Origin of the sequence: Micromonospora sp. NPDC049900 (assembly GCF_044461025.1) — a bacterium.
Taxonomy (GTDB): domain Bacteria; phylum Actinomycetota; class Actinomycetes; order Mycobacteriales; family Micromonosporaceae; genus Micromonospora.
Genome location: NZ_JBITKM010000002.1, coordinates 212,279 through 229,711, shown reverse-complemented (window position 1 = coordinate 229,711; position 17,433 = coordinate 212,279). Strand labels below are relative to the sequence as shown.

The 17,433-nt window shown below is 72.9% G+C and carries 14 protein-coding genes; 8 read left to right on the top strand and 6 right to left on the bottom strand.

The annotated features are described in order from the left end of the window. The first annotated feature begins 241 nt into the window (after positions 1-241). Positions 242-904 carry a hypothetical protein gene (locus tag ACIBMZ_RS05550; RefSeq protein ID WP_396691377.1) on the top strand — a complete coding sequence of 221 codons (663 nt, stop codon included), beginning with the start codon at positions 242-244 and terminating at the stop codon, positions 902-904. 60 nt (positions 905-964) lie between these two features. Here the strand turns inward: ACIBMZ_RS05550 and ACIBMZ_RS05545 are convergent, their stop codons facing one another. Continuing rightward, a complete protein-coding gene (locus ACIBMZ_RS05545; RefSeq protein ID WP_396691375.1) occupies positions 965-2,812 on the bottom strand; it encodes a hypothetical protein in 1,848 nt (615 codons plus the stop codon). Positions 2,813-3,101: 289 nt separating this feature from the next. Here ACIBMZ_RS05545 and ACIBMZ_RS05540 point away from each other — a divergent pair, with 289 nt between their 5' ends. Genes ACIBMZ_RS05540 through ACIBMZ_RS05525 form a run of 4 tightly spaced genes read left to right on the top strand, consistent with a single transcriptional unit; the run spans position 3,102 to position 8,042 of the window. Further along, positions 3,102-3,935, top strand: coding sequence for an ABC transporter ATP-binding protein (locus tag ACIBMZ_RS05540; RefSeq protein ID WP_396691374.1), 834 nt, complete (start codon positions 3,102-3,104; stop codon positions 3,933-3,935). Between the two features lie 41 nt (positions 3,936-3,976). Further along, positions 3,977-4,960, top strand: a complete 984-nt coding sequence (locus tag ACIBMZ_RS05535; RefSeq protein ID WP_396691373.1) for an ABC transporter substrate-binding protein — start codon at positions 3,977-3,979, stop codon at positions 4,958-4,960. Then, positions 4,957-7,065 carry an iron ABC transporter permease gene (locus tag ACIBMZ_RS05530; protein WP_396691371.1) on the top strand — a complete coding sequence of 703 codons (2,109 nt, stop codon included), beginning with the start codon at positions 4,957-4,959 and terminating at the stop codon, positions 7,063-7,065. The genes ACIBMZ_RS05535 and ACIBMZ_RS05530 overlap by 4 nt, the downstream gene beginning before the upstream one ends. 38 nt (positions 7,066-7,103) lie before the next feature. Then, positions 7,104-8,042, top strand: coding sequence for a siderophore-interacting protein (locus ACIBMZ_RS05525; protein ID WP_396691369.1), 939 nt, complete (start codon positions 7,104-7,106; stop codon positions 8,040-8,042). 11 nt (positions 8,043-8,053) lie between these two features. Here the strand turns inward: ACIBMZ_RS05525 and ACIBMZ_RS05520 are convergent, their stop codons facing one another. Both ACIBMZ_RS05520 and ACIBMZ_RS05515 read right to left on the bottom strand, forming a co-directional pair. Further along, positions 8,054-8,569, bottom strand: a complete 516-nt coding sequence (locus ACIBMZ_RS05520) for a 2'-5' RNA ligase family protein (protein WP_396691367.1) — start codon at positions 8,567-8,569, stop codon at positions 8,054-8,056. Between the two features lie 25 nt (positions 8,570-8,594). Further along, positions 8,595-9,641, bottom strand: coding sequence for an NAD(P)-dependent alcohol dehydrogenase (locus tag ACIBMZ_RS05515; RefSeq protein WP_396691365.1), 1,047 nt, complete (start codon positions 9,639-9,641; stop codon positions 8,595-8,597). 125 nt (positions 9,642-9,766) lie between these two features. Between ACIBMZ_RS05515 and ACIBMZ_RS05510 the strand changes: the two genes are divergently transcribed. Further along, positions 9,767-9,988, top strand: coding sequence for a hypothetical protein (locus ACIBMZ_RS05510; RefSeq protein ID WP_396691363.1), 222 nt, complete (start codon positions 9,767-9,769; stop codon positions 9,986-9,988). Positions 9,989-10,009: 21 nt separating this feature from the next. Here ACIBMZ_RS05510 and ACIBMZ_RS05505 read toward each other — a convergent pair whose 3' ends face one another. The 3 genes from ACIBMZ_RS05505 to ACIBMZ_RS05495 all read right to left on the bottom strand — a co-directional run bounded on the left by ACIBMZ_RS05505 (position 10,010) and on the right by ACIBMZ_RS05495 (position 12,469). Continuing rightward, complete coding sequence (locus ACIBMZ_RS05505; RefSeq protein WP_396691362.1) at positions 10,010-10,384, bottom strand: hypothetical protein; 375 nt, start codon at positions 10,382-10,384, stop codon at positions 10,010-10,012. 63 nt (positions 10,385-10,447) lie between these two features. Continuing rightward, positions 10,448-11,089 carry a hypothetical protein gene (locus ACIBMZ_RS05500; RefSeq protein WP_396691360.1) on the bottom strand — a complete coding sequence of 214 codons (642 nt, stop codon included), beginning with the start codon at positions 11,087-11,089 and terminating at the stop codon, positions 10,448-10,450. A 123-nt stretch (positions 11,090-11,212) separates the two neighbouring features. Continuing rightward, positions 11,213-12,469 (bottom strand): hypothetical protein, encoded by a 1,257-nt coding sequence (locus tag ACIBMZ_RS05495; protein ID WP_396691358.1) that lies wholly within the window; start codon positions 12,467-12,469, stop codon positions 11,213-11,215. Between the two features lie 341 nt (positions 12,470-12,810). On the opposite strand from ACIBMZ_RS05495, the gene ACIBMZ_RS05490 reads away from it, so the two are divergent. Together ACIBMZ_RS05490 and ACIBMZ_RS05485 are read left to right on the top strand one after the other, a co-directional pair. Next, entirely contained in the window at positions 12,811-14,868 is a 2,058-nt protein-coding gene (locus ACIBMZ_RS05490; protein WP_396691877.1) for a type IIA DNA topoisomerase subunit B, read from the top strand. Positions 14,869-14,896: 28 nt separating this feature from the next. Continuing rightward, positions 14,897-17,380, top strand: coding sequence for a DNA topoisomerase (ATP-hydrolyzing) subunit A (locus ACIBMZ_RS05485; protein ID WP_396691357.1), 2,484 nt, complete (start codon positions 14,897-14,899; stop codon positions 17,378-17,380). The last annotated feature ends 53 nt before the right edge of the window (positions 17,381-17,433 follow it).

Below are 17,433 nucleotides of genomic sequence, written 5' to 3'. Positions count from 1 at the left end.
CCAAATGCAAGGAATCCCACCTACGGCATCCACATAGGAAGGAATCCCAGAGATTTCTCATCGTGTATGCGTCGCGTCGACCGGTGCTCGATCGTTGCCGAAGACGGGGGACTTCGTTCTCGGACCGGTCGACCGGGCACCCGGGCGTGCGCGCGACCAGCCGGAGAGCGACTTCCACGATCTCGCGACGAGTGTCCGAAGGAGAGGTAGCCGCGCGACGCGTACGGACGGGAGGGGTGGGGTGTTGGAGGGTAGGGATCCGACTGACATCGTCCGCCGGGCGACGGCCGAAGCGCTTCGGCGGATCACCGGGGAGACGATCCTGACCAGCATCGTGGGGAGCCGGCTGGGGGCACTGGGGGACGGTTTCCGTGACGTGCTGCGCTCGGCGCTGGTGACACAGCGGGTGACGGCGCCGCTGCGACTGATCGGGCTGTGTCGGGAACTCGACCTCGGGCCCGACGCGTTCGACCTGCTGGGACATCACCTGCTGGGGGCGCTGGTCGGGCACCGGCCCGGCCCGGACGCACTGGTCCGCACCGGCGGCGCGCTGGGGTTGGCCCGGCGGGAACTGTTCGCCACCCGTCCGCCGGAGGCGGACGACACGGTCCGGGGGGCGCGTCCGCACACCGGGCGCGGCAACAGCGCGAACGCCCGCTACCGCTCGACGAAACCGCCGGAGCACCTGCCCTCGCCGCCCGCCTGGACCTGCACCGGCTGCGGTCAGGAATGGCCGTGCGCGGTGAAGCAGAGCCAACTGCTGGCGGAGTTCGGCGGAGCGCGCGCCGCGCTCGCGGTCTATCTGGGCTCGTGTCTGCTCGCCGCCGCCCGGGACCTGCCCGGGTTGCCGCCGGCCGACGCCCGCGACCGGTTCCTCGGCTGGTTGCCGCGCCGACCGTGCTGAGCACGGTCGGCGGGTGAGCCGGTGCGGGGACGCGCCCCGCACCGGCCCGACCCGGTCGACTCAGCGCGCGGTGGGCTCGGGCGCGGTGCCGTTGGCGGCGACGACCGGGTGCCCGGCCTCGTCCTCGGTGACCGGCGGACCGGCGAACCAGTCGATGCCGCCCTTCCCGCCGGCCGCGACCACCGCCGCCGCCCGCGCCACCGGGTCCGCCAACGCCGCCACGTCGTTCGGTGCCACCGGACCGGACTGCGCCGGGCCGGTGCCCTCGGAGCCGGTCGGGGAGGCGGTGCCGTCCGGGCCAGGTGAGGTGCCCGCCGCGCCACCGCTGCCCACCGGGTCGCCGGAGGCGGTGTCCGCCGAGCCGACCTCGGTGCGGGTACCGTCCGGGTCCTCGCCGGAACGCAGGACGTCGGCGTCGGGACGGGACGCGTCCGGACCGGCGGTGGTGCCGTCCGGGCCCGCCGCGGAGCCGTCGACCGCCGGCCGCTGCGGACCGCCCGGCCCGGGACCGGCCGCCTCGGCGCGAGGGTCACCGGTCGCCGGGGAGTGGTGCGCGCCGGTCGCCGGGGCCGGTTCGCCGTTGACCCGGGCGGCCGGGCGTGCGCCCACCACCGGGTACTCGGCGGTCTCGGTGCCGCCGGCCGCCGCCGCCATGACCGCCGCCGCCGCCAGGTCGGCGACCCGCTTGGCCTCCCGCTGCACCCGGGCCCGGGTCTCCTTGGCGTGCCGTTCGGCCGCCTCGACGGCCCGACGCACCTCGTCCAGCCGCTGGCTCTCCGCCGCGAGGTCGCGGCCGGTCTCCTCCAGTTGCCGGCGCAGCCGCGTCAGCTCGGCGTCGGTGGCCTCCTTGTCCCGCCGGGTCTCGTCGAGCTGCTGCCGGGCGCCGTCCAGCTCCTCCTGCAACCGGGCCAGCGCCTCCTGCTGCTCGCCGACCTGGAGCTGGACGGTGTGCAACTGCTCCTCGGCGGCGGCAGCCTGCTCGTCGCTGAACTTGCGGGTCTCGGCAGCCTGCTCGTCGGCGCGCTTGCGGATCTCGGCCGAGTACTGCTGCGCGTCGGCGATCATCGAGCTGACCCGCTGCTCGGCGGCGGACCGCTGGGCGGCCAACTCGCGCTCGACCGACGCCCGCTGCTCGGCCAGGTCCTCCTCGGCGTTGGACCGCCGCTCCGCGAGTTCCTCCTCCACGGTGGTCCGCCACTGGGCCAGTTCCTGCTGGCTCTTGGTGCGGGCCGCCTGGATCTCCTGGTGGATCTGGGTACGCGCGGAGGTGGTCAGCGCCTCCGCCGCCGAGCGGGCCTGCTCCACCTGCTGGCGGCACTGCTCGCCGATGCGCTGCGCCTCCTGCTGGGCGCGTTCGTGTGCGGACTCACCCTCGGCACGCAGCTTCTCGGCGCGTTCGCGGATCTCGGTCAGCTCCGCCTCGGCCGTGGCGCGCTTCTCCTCGTACGTCTTCTCGTGCTCGGCCCGTCGGCCAGCCAACTCCTCGTCGAGGTCGGCCAGCGCCTTGACGGTCCGTTCGCGCGCGTTGGCGAGCGTCTTCTCGGCCTCCGCCTGGAGCTTGGTGGCCCGGGACGTGTGGGTGTCCACGATGGCCGTCGCCTGCTTCTCGGCCAGGTCCAGGATCTGGTCGACCATCGGGCCCAGGTCGCGGAAGGACGCCCGGTCCATCTGGGTCGGCCGCTGGCGCAGCTCGGTCACCTCGACCTGGAACGCCTGGAGCTTGCCGGTCAGGTCCCGTACGTGCGACGTGGCCCGGTCCCGGTCGGCGGCGACCGCGGCGATGCGGGCGTCGGCCTGTTCGACGTAGCGGTCGACCTGCCGTTTGTCGTACCCCCGCAGGGTGACCTCGAAGTTCGGCCGCGAGGCCAGGTCGTCGCGGGCTGCGAACGGTTCCTCGCCGATGGACATGCCCCATCCTCCGTACGATCGCGAGCGCCACACCGGCCGCCCGGCTGCGATGACGCGCAACGCTACCGCTGCTCGCGTTCGTCTGTCCTCCCACCCCGGTACCGATTCGGCACCGGCTGACGGGTGGGTGCGGTCCGCGGTCCCGGGTGCGGCCGGCCGGGGGTCCGGGTGACCTGGGTGGGCGGTGTCGCGCCGGCCTGCCATCGAGTCGCGTCGAACCGGGCCGCTGCGCCGACCGGTGTCGGGGGCCCCGTCTTGACAGCGAGTTAGGTTAGGTTAGCCTAACCGCATGTCGAGCGTACTGGCGTCGGACGGCGTCGAGCAGAGCCTGCGTGGAGCCGACCTCCACCTGGGCTACCACGGCACGCCGGTGGTGCACGGTGCCGGGATCACGCTCCGCCCCGGTGCGGTGACGGCCCTGGTCGGGCCGAACGGCAGTGGTAAGTCGACCCTGTTGCGGGCACTGGCCCGGCTGCACCCGATCGACAGCGGCGCGGTGCTGTTCGCCGACGGGTCCGCCGCCGCCCGCCTGCCCGCCAAGGAGTACGCCCGCCGGGTGACCCTGCTCGCCCAGAGCCGACCGGTCCCCAACGGGGTCACGGTCAGTGATGTAGTCGGCTACGGTCGGCACCCGTACCGGGGGCGTTGGCGCGCCGACGACCCCGACGGTCCCGCCGCGATCGGCCGGGCGATGGAGGTCACCGGGGTCACCGCGATGGCCGACCGGCCGGTGGACGAGCTGTCCGGCGGCGAGTTGCAGCGGGTCTGGCTGGCCACCTGCCTGGCCCAGGACACCCCGGTGCTGCTGCTCGACGAGCCGACCACCTTCCTCGACCTGCGCTACCAGGTCGAGATCCTCGACCTGATGCGGGACCTCGCCGACGACCACGGTGTCGCGGTCGGCGTGGTGCTGCACGACCTCAACCAGGCCGCCGCCGTGGCCGACGAGGTGGTGCTGCTGCACGGCGGCCGGGTCCGGGCCACCGGCACCCCGGCCGAGGTCTTCACCGAGGACGACCTGACCGAGACCTACGGCATCCGGATCGAGGTCGTCGTCGACCCGCTCAGTGGTCTGGTCACCACCCGCCCGGTGGGCCGCCACCTCACCCGCATCCCGGTCTGATCCCGGACCGGTCCGTACAACCCATCCCGAGAAAGAACATCATGTCCCGTACCCGTGTCACGGCCCTGGTCGCCGCCGCCACCGCCCTGGTGCTGGCCGCCTGCGGCACCACCGAGAACACCTCCGAACCCGCCTCCACCCCCTCCGCCACGGGCGGGCCGGTCACCCTGACCGACAGCCGGGGCAAGGAGATCACGCTCGACAAGCCCGCCACCAAGGTCGTCGGCCTGGAGTGGGGCGAGGTCGAGATACTCGTCAGCCTCGGTGTCATGCCGGTCGGTGTCGCCGACCCCAAGGGTTACGCCACCTGGGTCACGGCCGCCAAGCTGGACGCCGACGTCAAGGACGTCGGCACCCGGGGCGAACCGAGCGTGGACTCGATCGTCGCGCTGGAGCCGGACCTCGTGGTGATGACGGACGACCGCGGTGCCGGCACGATCGCGCAGCTTGAGAAGTACATCCCGGTCGTCGTCACCAAGGGCAGCGACGCCACGGACAACCTCGGCCGGATGCGCGCCGACGTCAACATGATCGCCGCCGCGGTCGGCAAGACCGCCGAGGCGGAGAAGCTGCTCGCCGACTTCGACACCGCGGTCGCCGACGGCAAGAAGAAGATCGCCGACGCCGGTGCCGCCGGTAAGCCGTTCGCCATCGCCGACGGTTGGAAGGAAGGCAGCACGGTCAGCATCCGGATGTTCGGCCAGGGCGCGCTCGTCTCCCAGATCGGCATCCAGCTCGGCCTGACCAACGCCTGGCAGGGCGAGGTCGACGAGGCGTGGGGCCTGGGCCAGACCGACGTCGAGGGCCTGACCGTGCTCAAGAGCCCGGACCTGCACTTCTTCTACAACGCCTCGGACGGCGAAGACGTCTTCGCCGACGGTCTCGCCGACAACGCCATCTGGAAGTCGCTGCCCTTCGTCCAGCAGAGCAACCTGCACCGGATGCCGGACGGGATCTGGACCTTCGGCGGGCCGCTCTCCGGCAAGCAGTACATCGACCAGTTCGTCAACACCTACGCGGTGTGACCACCCTGTCCGCACCCCCGCGTACGGAGCCGGCCCGAGGGCCGGCTCCGGCCGGGCGCGTCTCGGCCCCTCGCGTCGTCGGGGCCTTCGTCGCCGCCAGCGCACTGCTGCTGGTGGTCGCCGGTGTGCACCTCACCCAGGGCACCTCCGCCGTCGGCGCGCTCGACCTGCTGCGGCTGCTCACCGGTGGCGACGACGAGACGGTCCGGGTCCTGGTCGCCTCCCGGGTGCCCCGGCTGCTCGCCGGGCTGGCCATCGGTGTCGCCCTCGGCTTCGCCGGCGCGGCCCTCCAGTCGATCGCCCGCAACCCGCTGGCCTCGCCGGACACGCTCGCCGTCAACGCCGGCGCGCACCTGGCCATCGTCTCGGTCTCCGCGTTCGGCATCGCGCTGCCCGCGCTGCCCGCCGGTGGCCTCGCCTTCTGCGGCGGGCTCGCGGCGGCCGGACTGGTGATGGCGATGTCCTCCGGCGGGCAGGCCGGCACCACCCGGCTCATCCTCGCCGGTTCGGCGACCGCGATGGCGCTCAGCTCGGTGACCATGCTGCTGCTCCTGCTCTTCGAGCAGGCCACCATCGGCCTGTTCGCCTGGGGCAACGGCTCGCTGGTGCAGAGCGACCTGAACGCGCTCACCCAGCTCGCCCCGGTGCTCGGCATCGCCGTCGTGGCACTGATGCTGCTCGGGCACCGCCTCGACATCCTCGCCCTCGGCGACGACACCGCCACCGTGCTCGGCCTGGACGTACGCCGTACCCGGCTGATCGTCACGGTGCTGGCCGTGCTGCTCTCCGCCTCGGCGGTGACCCTCACCGGGCCGGTCGGATTCGTCGGTCTCTGCGCGCCGGTGATCGTCCGACTGCTCGGCTCGGTGGTGCCCGGCGTGCACCGGCACCGGGTGCTGCTGCCGCTCTCCGGCATCGCCGGGGTGATCATCGTGCTCGGCTCCGACGTGCTGCTGCGGGCCGTCATGGGCGGCCAGGCCGGGGTGGACATCCCCACCGGCGTGGTGACCACCCTGCTCGGCGCGGCCGTGTTGATCTGGCTGGCCCGGCGGCACCGCGACGCCGGACCGACCCGTCGTCCGCCGGGCGGTCACGCGGCCGTACGCTCCGCCGCCTTCCACCGCACGGTGCTCGTCGTGGCGGCCACCGTCACCGGCGCGGCGGTGCTGCTCGGCATGCTGTTCGGGGACACCTGGGTGCTGTTCGGCGACATCGTCAACTGGATCAACGGCAACACCGGGCCCGCGTACACCTTCGTGCTGGACCAGCGCTGGCCCCGGGTCGCCGCGGCGATGCTGGCCGGCGCGGCACTGGCCGTGGCCGGCACCACCGTGCAGGCGGTCTGCCGCAACCCGCTGGCCGAGCCCGGCATCCTCGGCATCACCGCCGGAGCCGGCCTGGGCGCGGTCTCGCTGCTCACCTTCGTGCCGCTGGCCGGGGTGTGGGCCGTCTCCGGGGTGGCCGGGCTGGGCGCCATGCTCGCGTTCGCCCTGGTCTACGGTGCCGCGTGGCGCGGCGGGCTCAGCTCCGACCGGTTGGTCCTGATCGGGTTCGGGGCCTGGCAGGGCGGCATGGCGATGATCACCTTCATGATCGTGGCCTTCGACCCGTGGAACACCGGCAAGGCGCTCACCTGGCTCTCCGGCTCCACCTACGGGCGCACCGCCGCCCAGGTGCTGCCGGTGGCGATCGCGCTGCTGGTGCTCACCCCGGCGGTGGTCGCCGCCCGCCGCGAGCTGGACCTGATGACGTTGGACGACGACACCCCCCGGGTGCTCGGCGTCCGGCTGGAACGGACCCGGCTGATCGCCCTCGGCGCGGCGGCGCTGCTCACCTCGACCGCCGTCTCGGCCGTCGGTGTGATCGGCTTCGTCGGCCTGGTCGCCCCGCACGCCGCCCGCGCGCTCGTCGGTGGACGGCACAGTCGGGTCCTCCCGGTCGCCGCGCTGCTCGGCGCGGGACTGGTCAGTCTCGCCGACACCCTCGGCCGCACCGTGATCGCTCCGGCACAGATCCCCGCCGGCCTGGTCACGGCCATGATCGGTACCCCGTACTTCGTCTGGCTGCTGTGGCGTTCCCGCGCCGCCGCGCCCCGATCCCGGTGACGCTCCGCCGCGCCACCGGTCCGCACCAGAGAGGCACCATGACCCACACCCTGCCGATCACGCCCTGGCGGCTGTTCGCCGTCGAGGTCCGCGCGGTAACCCGGCTCAGCCCCTCCTTCGTCCGGGTCACCTTCACCGGCCCGGACCTGGACCGCTTCGCCGACAACGGCTACGACCAGCGGATCAAGCTGGCGTTGCCGCTGCCCGGCCAGCGTGGGGCGGACCTGCCGCACGGGCCGGACTGGTACGCGCAGTGGCGGGCCCTGCCGGAGCACCTGCGCAACCCGATCCGCACCTACACCGCGCGGGCGGTCCGGCCCCATCTCAACGAGGTGGACGTCGACCTGGTGCTGCACGGTGACTCCGGCCCGGCGACCCGGTGGGCGCGGCGGGTACGCCCCGGCGACGAGATCGCCATCGCCGGCCCGGACGCCGGGTACGACGGCGACCACGGTGGACGGGAGTTCCGTCCGCCGTCCACCGGTCGGCTGCTGCTCGCCGGGGACGAGACGGCGGTGCCGGCGATCGGCGGGATCTGCGAGCGGCTGCCGTCCGACGCCCGGGGCCGGGTGCTGCTGGAGGTGCCGTCGGCGGCGGACGCGCTGCCGCTGGTGGTGCCGCCCGGCGTCGAGGTGACCTGGCTGTCGCGCGACGGTGGGCCGTACGGTGCCCGACTGGTCCCCGCGGTGGCCGCTGCCGCCGAGGACCTGCTGGCCCGGGCGCTGCCGGTCGGGGCGGGCGTGTCCGGGGCGTACGCGTCGGGCGGTCAGCTCGTCGACGACGTGGACGTGGACCGCGCGATCCTCTGGGAGGTGCCCGACGCGCTGCCGTCCGCGCCGCTGTACGCGTGGCTGGCGGGGGAGGCGGGTGTCATCCGTACCCTGCGCCGGCACCTGGTCACCGAGTGCGGCCTGGACCGGCGGGCGGTGGCCTTCATGGGCTACTGGCGGCACGGCCGCGCCGACCCGTCGAGCTGAGCCCCGGCGCGTCAGGACAGCGGGTGCGAGATGCCCCGGGCGTGGTCGGTCAGCGCCGCACCGATCACGGTGGCCTCCAGCGGCAGAACCTCCAGGCAGCGGCGGACCGCGATCGCCATCAACGTGTTCGGCACCCGCATGGACAGCGTGCAGTGCGGCACCCAGCGGTCCGGCCGGTAGTGCTCGACCAGCCCGACACCTGCGGCGGTGAGCCGGTCGTGCACCAGCCGGTGGTGCGCCAGCAGGTCCGTGGTGGGCACCGGCCCCAGCCAGAGCACCCGGCCGACGAACTGGCCGGCGTGCTGGAACGACAGCCGCAGCGGCGCCGCCACGACGGTGCCGGTCAGCGCCGCCGCCACCTGCTCCGGGTCGAGACGCGGCGCGACCGCCAGCGAGACGTGCGGCCGGTGCCGCTGCTCCAGCAGGGACCGCATGCTCTGCACCCCCTCGGCCTCCAGGGCGTCCCAGAGCACCCGGATCCGGCGGGTGGCGACGGTGTCCAGATAGAGCTCCAGCGCGGCGACCACATGATCACTGTAGGCGGGCCGGCCCTCACGGCACGATGACCGCCCGGCCCTCCAGCGTGCCGTCCTGCATCCGGCGGTACGCCTCCAACGCGTCGGTTAGCCCGAACGTGGTGGTCTTCGGGCGGACCAGACCGCGTGCCCCCAGGTCGAGCACCTCGATCAGCTCCGGTCGGCTGCCCCAGTAGGTGGTCTGCACGCTGGCCTCGTACGGCACCGTGAAGAAGCCCACGGTCAGCGAGCCGCCGCCGATACCCACGATGGTCAGGTCGCCGACGGTCCGCACCACCGAGACGGCGAGCTTCAGGGTGGGGTCCGCGCCGACGAAGTCGAGCACCACGTCGGCACCCCGGCCGCCGGTCAGCGTCCGGATCTCGTCGGCAGTGCCCGCCCCGGACTTCAACGCCAGGTCCGCGCCGCACTCCTGCGCGAGCCGCAACGCCTCGTCCCGGGTGTCCACCGCGACGACCCGGGCGGCGGTGGTGGCCTTGAGGATCTGCACGCCCACGTGCCCCAGGCCGCCGATGCCGATCACCACCGCCGTGCTGCCCGGCACCAGCTTGGGCCAGGACCGACGGATCGCGTGGTACGGGGTCAGCCCCGCGTCGGTCAACGGCGCCGCCTGCACCGGGTCCAACCCGTCCGGCAACGGCACCACGTGCCGGGCGGCCGGCACCAGCTCGTACTCGGCCATGCCACCGTCCAGGCCGAGACCACCACCGCCACCGGGCACCGGCGCGGCGGCCGGGTTCTCGCAGTAGTTGTCGGCGCCGACCCGGCAGCGGGCACACACACCGCAGCCCCACGGCCCGTAGACCGCGACCGGCTGGCCCACCTCCAACCCGGTCACCCCGGCGCCGAGAGCGTGCACCCAGCCGGCGTTCTCGTGCCCCAGCACGAACGGCGGCCCCCAGGGCAGCGTGCCCGAGTCGAAGTCGTGCATCAGGTGCAGGTCCGAGTGGCAGGCCCCGGCACCACCGATCTTCACCACCACCTGGCCGGGGCCGGGTGTCGGCTCGTCGATCTCGACCAGTTCCGGTTCGCTCTTCCAGGCGGGCAGCCTCAACGCGCGCATCTGTCGCCTCCTTCGTCCACCGGCTGCCTCCCCGGCCGACGCCCGGACAAACCCGAGGGCGGACGGCGTGCCCCATCGGTTGCCGATCCGGGCGACCGGTCCCGCTGGCCACCGCCCGGCTGGCGATGATCCGGTTCCACGGGCACAGCACCGCCTGGGACGGCGGCGACAAGGAGGAACGTTTCCGCTACGCCTACGGCGACGAGGAACTGCGCCGCTGGTCGGAGCTGCTCACCGACCTCGCCGGTCAGGTCGACGAACGCACGTGCTGTTCAACACCTGCTGCGCCGGCCAGGCCCAGCGCCGCGCTGCTCGGCGTGAAGGCGGCCCGGTCCGTGCCGTCCTGACCGGACGGCACGGACCGAAACTCAACCGTGCCAGGAGCCCTCGGTGTGCATACCGGTCGCCTCCTCCAGCGCGTTGTCCGGCAGATCCTCGCCGGCCACGTCGTCCGGGAACGGCCGCCTCGCCGGGGCCGGGTCCGGTGGTGCGCCCGGTCCGGCCTTGGGCGTACGGGTCGGCTCCACCGAACCGAACCCGTGCCGTCCCTCGGGCCGCTGCGGCGACCCGTCCGCCGCCCGCCGCTCGCCCCGCCGTCCCTCGGGCACCGCGGTCTCCTCGCTGCCCTCGTCCATCGGCGAGTGCTCGCCCGCACCCCACGGCGGGTCGGCGTCGAAGCCGTCCGTGGTGCCCCAGGGCGCGACGCTCTCCGGTCCCCGGTCCTGCCTGTCCCTGTCGCTCATGGCCACCTCGCCTGTCGGTACGCCGGCGGTCGCGGTCGGTGCGCGCGTCGTGCCGGTCGGCCGTCAGCGGCCGTTCATGGCCATGTGCCGCCGGACCGCGTGCATGGCCGCCATCCCGCCGGCACCCTTGCCCATCCGGCCCGGCGCATGTGCCAGGCCGTTCGCCCGGCCGAGGATCCCGCGCAGCACCTGCCCGGGCTTCTGCTGCTCACCCATGTACGCGGTGACCACGATCAGTGCCCCGGTCAGCGCCGGGATGGCCCACTGGAGCATCCGCAACTGGCGCTGGCTGGCGGCCACGTGCGCCGGGGTCTGCCCGTTGGGCTCGGTCACGCCCTGCACCGACGTCGTGCCGGCCTTGGCCAGACGCATGCCGAGCAGCCGGCTGTAGCCGGTCACCGCGAGCGCGCCGACGGTCAGCGCGGTCTTCACCGTGCTGGCCCGGCCGACGCCCCGCTGGGCGGCCATCCGCGGGCTCTCGGTGACCAGCTCGCCGACCGCACCGGCCAGGTGCGCGCCGATCGCGGCGGCGTTGACCGGGGTCCACCGGGTCCAGCCGGTCGAGGCCGTCGAGAGCCGCTTGGTCGAGTCGTCGATGCGGGCCGCGGCGCCGTTGACGCCGAACGCTCCCATCAGGGAGCCGCCGAACCAGGCCGCCAGGCCCAGGTCGTGCATCGATCGCAGTGCGGTGTGACTGTCAGACATCAGGTCCCCCTCCACCGTGTCGGGCGCTGCGGCTTACCCCGGTCCGCACCGGCTAATCCACGCAGGGCGCGGGGCCGCCCCGACGCGCGGGTGGTCGCGTCGGGACGGCCCCTCGGGGGTGGTTCAGGAGACGCTGATCGTGCCGTTCGAGGCGCGTACGCAGGCCACCGATCGGGCGGCGGTGGTGGCCGCGCCGGTCAGGCACTGCCCGAGCACCTGGTGTCCGGCGGCGTTCGGGTGCCACGACTCCTGGCAGGTCTGGAAGTAGGTCACGCAGGTGTTGGCGATCCGCTGAATGGCGATCTTGTCCTTGCCGGAGAGGCTGGTGACGAAGGTGCCGTTGGGCGGGTTGTCCTGCAACCGGATCGGGGTGGCCAGAGTGCCCGTCGGGCTGTTGGTCCGCTCGCAGAGCCGGGCGCCGTCGAAGGCCCGCTGCACGTTGAGGTAGACCAGGTCGACGTCGGGGAACTCGGCGGCCAGCGTGCTCCGGGCGGAGCTGACGATGGTGCCGAGGCCCTGCGAGAACCGGTGCCCGGGCGCCAGGCTGGCGCGGTGGATCGGGCAGCCGGCCGCGTACCGCTCGGCACCCAGCGCGCGGAACTTGTCCCGGGTGTCGTCCCGGCTGTCCTCGGAGTGGTATCCGGCCTCCAGTTCCAGCGGCAGCGGGTTGGTGTAGTCCTGCAACACCACGCGGTGCTGGCCGTCGGCGTCCACCTCGCGCAGCGTGGTCAGGATCTGCCGCACGGCCGCGGTGGTCTCGGCGGTGGCGGCGGCGAGTTGCGCCGGGGTCGCCAGGTCGGCGTCGGTGCACGGCTTCTGCTCCACCGGCCCGTTCAGGTACGCCCAGAACTCCCACCAGCCCGTCCAGGCGTCGGCGATGAACCGGTTGGCGCACTTCTCGGCGACCCCGCCGAAGGTGAACGAGCTGTTGTTGGAGCCGAGACCGATCAGCACCAGGTCGATGTCGTGGGTCTGGGCGACCGTCCGGAGCTGGTCGAGCTGCGCGGCGACCTGACGCCCGTTGGCGCGGGCCGACGAGGCGGCGGCGATGTCGTGCGGCTGCCCACCGGAGCAGGCCAGGTTGAACCGGGCCTGGATGCCGGGCAGCGACGCCTGGTGCAGCGAGGCGTTGCCGGACCGGTGGCAGAAGAAGGCGTCACTGTTCGGCGCTGTCCACCCCGGGAAGCCCCGCGCGACGCCGGTCGAGTCGGCCACCGGCTGGTAGGCCCCGGCGCCTTCGCCGCTGATGAAGCTGTCGCCGAGGGCGACCGCCGCGGTGGGTGGAGCCGCCCCGGCGGGGGCGGACGCGGCGACGGTGGTGGTGACGGCCGCTGTGGCGATGGCCAGGGCCAACGCGGCGGTACGACGCAACCCGGACATGGCTTCCCCATCCGTTCATGGAAATATGAAAGATCCTCTAGAACGTGATGACATCACGCGGGTGTGACGCACGTCAACCATGGGAAACATGAGTGGCACCGGGACGCCAGGGACGCCGGAGGCGTACGCCCGCACCACGCGCACCGGGGGCCGGGCATAACGCCGGACACCCGGACGTTGACCGCGGCAAGGTCCACCAGCAGCGCCGCCACGCGGCGTGCCGCGTGGGTGTCCGCTCGGCTTGTCGGGGCGTGCGGCTACGCTCGCTGCGGCGTGCCCGCGCCGGGCCGACCGCCGACGGTGCGGTGCAGCACATCGCCGAGACCGGGGAGTACGACCAGTTGACCGCAGAGCCTGAGACCCTGTACGGGGCCGACGACCTCACCCACCTCGAGGGGCTGGACGCCGTCCGCAAGCGTCCCGGCATGTACATCGGTTCCACCGACAGTCGTGGCGTGGGCCACCTCGTCAACGAGATTCTCGACAACTCCACCGACGAGGGTGTGGCCGGTCACGCCACGAAGATCGAGGTCATCCTGCACCCCGACGGCTCGGTGCAGGTCGACGACGACGGGCGCGGCATCCCCACCGACGTGCATGCCCGCTCCGGCATCTCCGGCGTCGAGCTGGTCCTCACCCGGCTGCACGCCGGGGGCAAGTTCGGCGGCTCCGGCTACAAGACCTCCGGCGGCCTGCACGGCGTCGGCGCCTCGGCGGTCAACGCGCTGTCCCGCCGCTTCGACGTCACCGTCCGGCGGGGCGGCAAGGTGCACACCATGTCGTTCCGGCACGGTGTGCCCGGCATCTTCGACGGCGACGGACCGGACGCCTCCTTCACCCCCGGCCCGGGCCTCCAGATCGTCGGCGCGGTCAAGCGCAACCAGCGCACCGGCACCTCGATCCGCTACTGGTACGACCCCCGCTACTTCGAGACCGGCGCCGCCCTCGACCACGACGCGGTTCGGGCCAAGCTGCGCCACACCGCGTTCCTGGTCCCCGGCGTCAGCTACACCCTGCGTGATCTCACCGGCGAGCAGCCCACCGAGGAGCGGTTCCACTACCCGAACGGGCTCACCGACATGGTGGAGTTTCTCGCCCCGGGCGGCGACCGACCGGTCTCCGGCACCCTGCTGGTCACCGGCGAGGGGACCTACCGCGAGAACGCCGCCGACGCCAACGGCGTGATGCAGTCCAACGTGCAGCGGCGCGCCGAGATCGAGGTGGCCTTCCGCTGGGGCACCGGCTACGAGCGCACCGTCGAGTGCTTCACCAACACCATCCGCAACGCGCACGGCGGGACCCACCGCAAGGGCTTCGAGCGGGCGCTGGCGCGGACCCTCGCCGACGCCGTCCGCAACACCCGTGGCCTGCTGAAGGCCAAGGAGGACGCGCCCACGCTGGACGACGTCCTGGAGGGCATGACCGCGGTGGTGCACGTGCGGGTGCCCGAGCCGCAGTTCACCTCGCAGACCAAGGACGAGCTGTCCACCGCCGGTGTGGTCAAGGTGGTGCAGGGCCTGGTCGAGCAGCACGTCAAGTCCTGGCTGGACGACCGTAGGACCAAGACCGAGGCCCGGACGGTCCTCCAGAAGATCGTCGACGCGGCCCGGGTGCGGCTGACCCAGAAGCAGCAGAAGGACGCCGCCCGGCGCAAGACCGCCCTGGAGGGCGCGTCCATGCCGCCCAAGCTGGTCGACTGCCGGGCCGCGGGTATCGACAGAAGTGAGCTGTTCATCGTCGAGGGCGACAGCGCATTGGGCACCGGGCGACTTGCCCGTTCTGCGGAATATCAGGCGCTTCTGCCGATCCGGGGCAAGATCCTGAACGTGCAGAAGGCCAACCTCCAGCAGGTGCTGGACAACGCCGAGTGCGCGGCGATCGTGCAGGTCCTCGGCGCGGGTTCGGGGCGTACCTTCGACCTGTCGTCGCTGCGCTACGGCCGGGTGCTCATCATGGCCGACGCGGACGTCGACGGCGCGCACATCCGGACGCTGCTGATCACCCTCTTCGCCCGCTACATGCGCCCGCTGATCGAGTCGGGCCGGCTCTACGCCGCGATGCCGCCCCTGCACAAGATCACCACCAAGGGGCGCAACCCCGAGACCATCTACACCTACACCCAGGCGGAGATGGAGGCGACGGTGCGCAAGCTGGCGTCGGCCGGCAAGCAGATCGTCACGCCGGTGCCGCGCTTCAAGGGTCTCGGTGAGATGGACGCCGACGAGTTGTGGGAGACCACGATGAACCCGGCCACCCGGTCGGTGCGCCGGATCACCATCGACGACGTCGACGCCGCCGAGCGGATCCTCGACCTGCTGATGGGGGAGAAGGTCGAGCCGCGCCGCAACTGGCTGATCGACTCCGCCGACCGCGTCGACCGCGACGCCATCGACGCCTGACCACCGGTTCCGGAAGGAAAGCTGAGCCATGGCACGCCGCAAGGACACCAAGGTCGACCACTCCGCGTTCGACCGGGCGGGCGCGCGGATCGTCGACAACCCGCTGGTCACCGAGGTCTCCGACTCCTACCTGGAGTACGCCTTCTCGGTCATCCACTCGCGCGCCCTGCCGGACGCCCGGGACGGCCTCAAGCCGGTGCACCGGCGCATCCTCTGGTCGATGTACGAGCAGGGCTACCGGCCGGACCGGGCGCACGTGAAGTCGGCCCGCATCGTCGGCGACACGATGGGTAAATACCATCCGCACGGCGACAGCGCCATCTACGACGCGATGGTGCGGTTGGCGCAGGACTTCTCGCTGAACACCCCCCTCATCGACGGGCACGGGAACTTCGGGTCCCCGGACGATGGACCGGCAGCGGCGCGTTACACCGAGGCGCGGATGTCACGGGAGGCGATGCTGCTCGTCGGCGAGTTGGGTGAGGAGACCGTCGACGTCGAGCCCAACTACGACGGCTCGCTGACCCAGCCCACCGTGCTGCCGGCCGCCTTCCCCAACCTGCTGGTCAACGGGGCCTCCGGGATCGCGGTCGGGATGGCGACGAACATGATCCCGCACAACCTCGGCGAGGTCGTCTCGGCGGCCCGCTGGCTGATCCGGCACCCGACCGCCACGCTCGACAAGCTGATGGAGTTCGTGCCCGGTCCCGACCTGCCCACCGGTGGCCTGCTGCTCGGCCTCGACGAGGTGCGTCGGGCGTACGAGACCGGGCGTGGCGTGGTGCGGATGCGCGGCAAGGTGGAGATCGGCCCGCTGGAGGGCAGCCGGGGACGGCAGGCGATCACCGTGGTCGAGCTGCCGTACGGGGTGGGCGCGGAGAAGGTCATCGCGGCGATCACCAACGAGGTGAACAAGACCAAGCGGCTGACCGGCATCGCCGACGTCAAGGACCTGACCGACCGGGAGAGCGGCACCCGCCTCGTGGTGGAGTGCAAGGTCGGGGTCAACCCGCAGGCGCTGCTCGCCGACCTCTACCGGCTCACCCCGCTGGAGCAGTCCTTCGGCGTGAACAACCTGGTGCTGGTCGACGGCCAACCGCGCACCCTGGGGCTCAAGGAGCTTCTGGAGGTGTTCCTGGCGCACCGCTACGAGGTGGTGACCCGGCGCAGCTCCTACCGCAAGCGCAAGCGGGAGGAGCGCCTGCACCTGGTCGACGGCCTGCTGATCGCGCTGCTCGACATCGACAAGGTGGTCAAGCTGATCCGGGCCAGCGAGGACGCCCAGGCGGCCAAGAGCGGGTTGATGCGGCAGTTCAAGCTCTCCGAGATCCAGGCGACCTACATCCTGGACACGCCGCTGCGCCGGTTGACCAAGTACGACCGGCTGGAGCTGGAGGCCGAGCAGGAGAAGCTGCGCGGGGAGATCGCCGAGCTGTCCACCATCCTGGACGACGAGAACGTGCTCAAGAAGGTCGTCTCCGACGAGCTGGCCGCGGTGGTGAAGCAGTTCGCCGCGCCGCGCCGGACGACCCTCGTCGACGGCGACCTCAAGGAGGTGCTGGCGGCGTCCGTGCCGGCCGGGCCGCTGGAGGTGGCCGACGATCCGTGTCAGGTGATCCTGTCCGCCACCGGGTTGGTGGCGCGTACCGCCGCGGAGTCGGAGGAGGCCGCCGAGGGGCGGCGTCGGCACGGCCGGGTCAAGCACGACGCGGTACGCGCGGTGGTGCACTCCACCGCCCGGGGCCGGGTGCTGCTGGTGACCAGTGCGGGGCGGGCGTTCAAGGTCGACGTGCTGCCGCTGCCGGTGTTGCCGGAGCAGGCGGGCACGGTGTCGTTGCGTGGCGGGATGTCCGCCGCCGAGCTGGTGCCGCTGGCGCCGGGGGAGACGGTGGTGGGGCTGGCGCCGCTGGGTGCGACCGCCGAGGGCTCGTCCGGTCTGGCGTTGGGCACCCGGCAGGGTGTCGTCAAGGTCTGTGCCCCCGACTGGCCGGTGCGTTCGGACGAGTTCGAGGTGATCGGGCTGCGCGCGGGCGACGAGGTGGTCGGGGCGACCTGGCTGACCGACGGCGCCGAGACGTTGGCGTTCCTGACCAGCGCGGCGTCGCTGTTGCGTTTCCCGGCGGGCACGGTGCGTCCACAGGGGCTCAAGGGTGGCGGCATGGCGGGCATCGCGCTGCCGGGTGACGCGCAGGTGGTCCACTTCGGTGCGGTACGCACCGACGATCCGGAGCACGGCGAGCCCATGGTGGTCACCTCCACCGGGGCGACCGTGAAGGTGACGCCGCTGGCGGCGTACCCGGTGAAGGGGCGGGCGACCGGCGGGGTGCGGGCGCAGCGGTTCCTCAAGGGGGAGACCGACGTGGTCGTGGGCTGGATCGGTCCGCGTCCGGTGGGCTCCACCGCGAACGGGGAGCCGGTGGAGTTGCCGGCCGCCGATCCGCGTCGGGACGGCTCCGGTTTCGCCGTGATGCTCGGCCCGACGGTGGTCGGTCACCAGATCGACCGCGACTGACCGCGTCCCGGTCGGGCCCGTCGCGTCGGCGGTCGGGCCCGTCCCGGGGGTCG

Excerpts from the sequence above, each read along its gene's own strand:
- ACIBMZ_RS05545 (WP_396691375.1), bottom strand. The coding sequence starts at position 2,812 with ATGTCCATCGGCGAGGAACCGTTCGCAGCCCGCGACGACCTGGCCTCG.
- ACIBMZ_RS05540 (WP_396691374.1), top strand. The coding sequence starts at position 3,102 with ATGTCGAGCGTACTGGCGTCGGACGGCGTCGAGCAGAGCCTGCGTGGA.
- ACIBMZ_RS05535 (WP_396691373.1), top strand. The coding sequence starts at position 3,977 with ATGTCCCGTACCCGTGTCACGGCCCTGGTCGCCGCCGCCACCGCCCTG.
- ACIBMZ_RS05525 (WP_396691369.1), top strand. The coding sequence starts at position 7,104 with ATGACCCACACCCTGCCGATCACGCCCTGGCGGCTGTTCGCCGTCGAG.
- ACIBMZ_RS05515 (WP_396691365.1), bottom strand. The coding sequence starts at position 9,641 with ATGCGCGCGTTGAGGCTGCCCGCCTGGAAGAGCGAACCGGAACTGGTC.
- ACIBMZ_RS05510 (WP_396691363.1), top strand. The coding sequence starts at position 9,767 with ATGATCCGGTTCCACGGGCACAGCACCGCCTGGGACGGCGGCGACAAG.
- ACIBMZ_RS05505 (WP_396691362.1), bottom strand. The coding sequence starts at position 10,384 with ATGAGCGACAGGGACAGGCAGGACCGGGGACCGGAGAGCGTCGCGCCC.
- ACIBMZ_RS05500 (WP_396691360.1), bottom strand. The coding sequence starts at position 11,089 with ATGTCTGACAGTCACACCGCACTGCGATCGATGCACGACCTGGGCCTG.
- ACIBMZ_RS05495 (WP_396691358.1), bottom strand. The coding sequence starts at position 12,469 with ATGTCCGGGTTGCGTCGTACCGCCGCGTTGGCCCTGGCCATCGCCACA.
- ACIBMZ_RS05485 (WP_396691357.1), top strand. The coding sequence starts at position 14,897 with ATGGCACGCCGCAAGGACACCAAGGTCGACCACTCCGCGTTCGACCGG.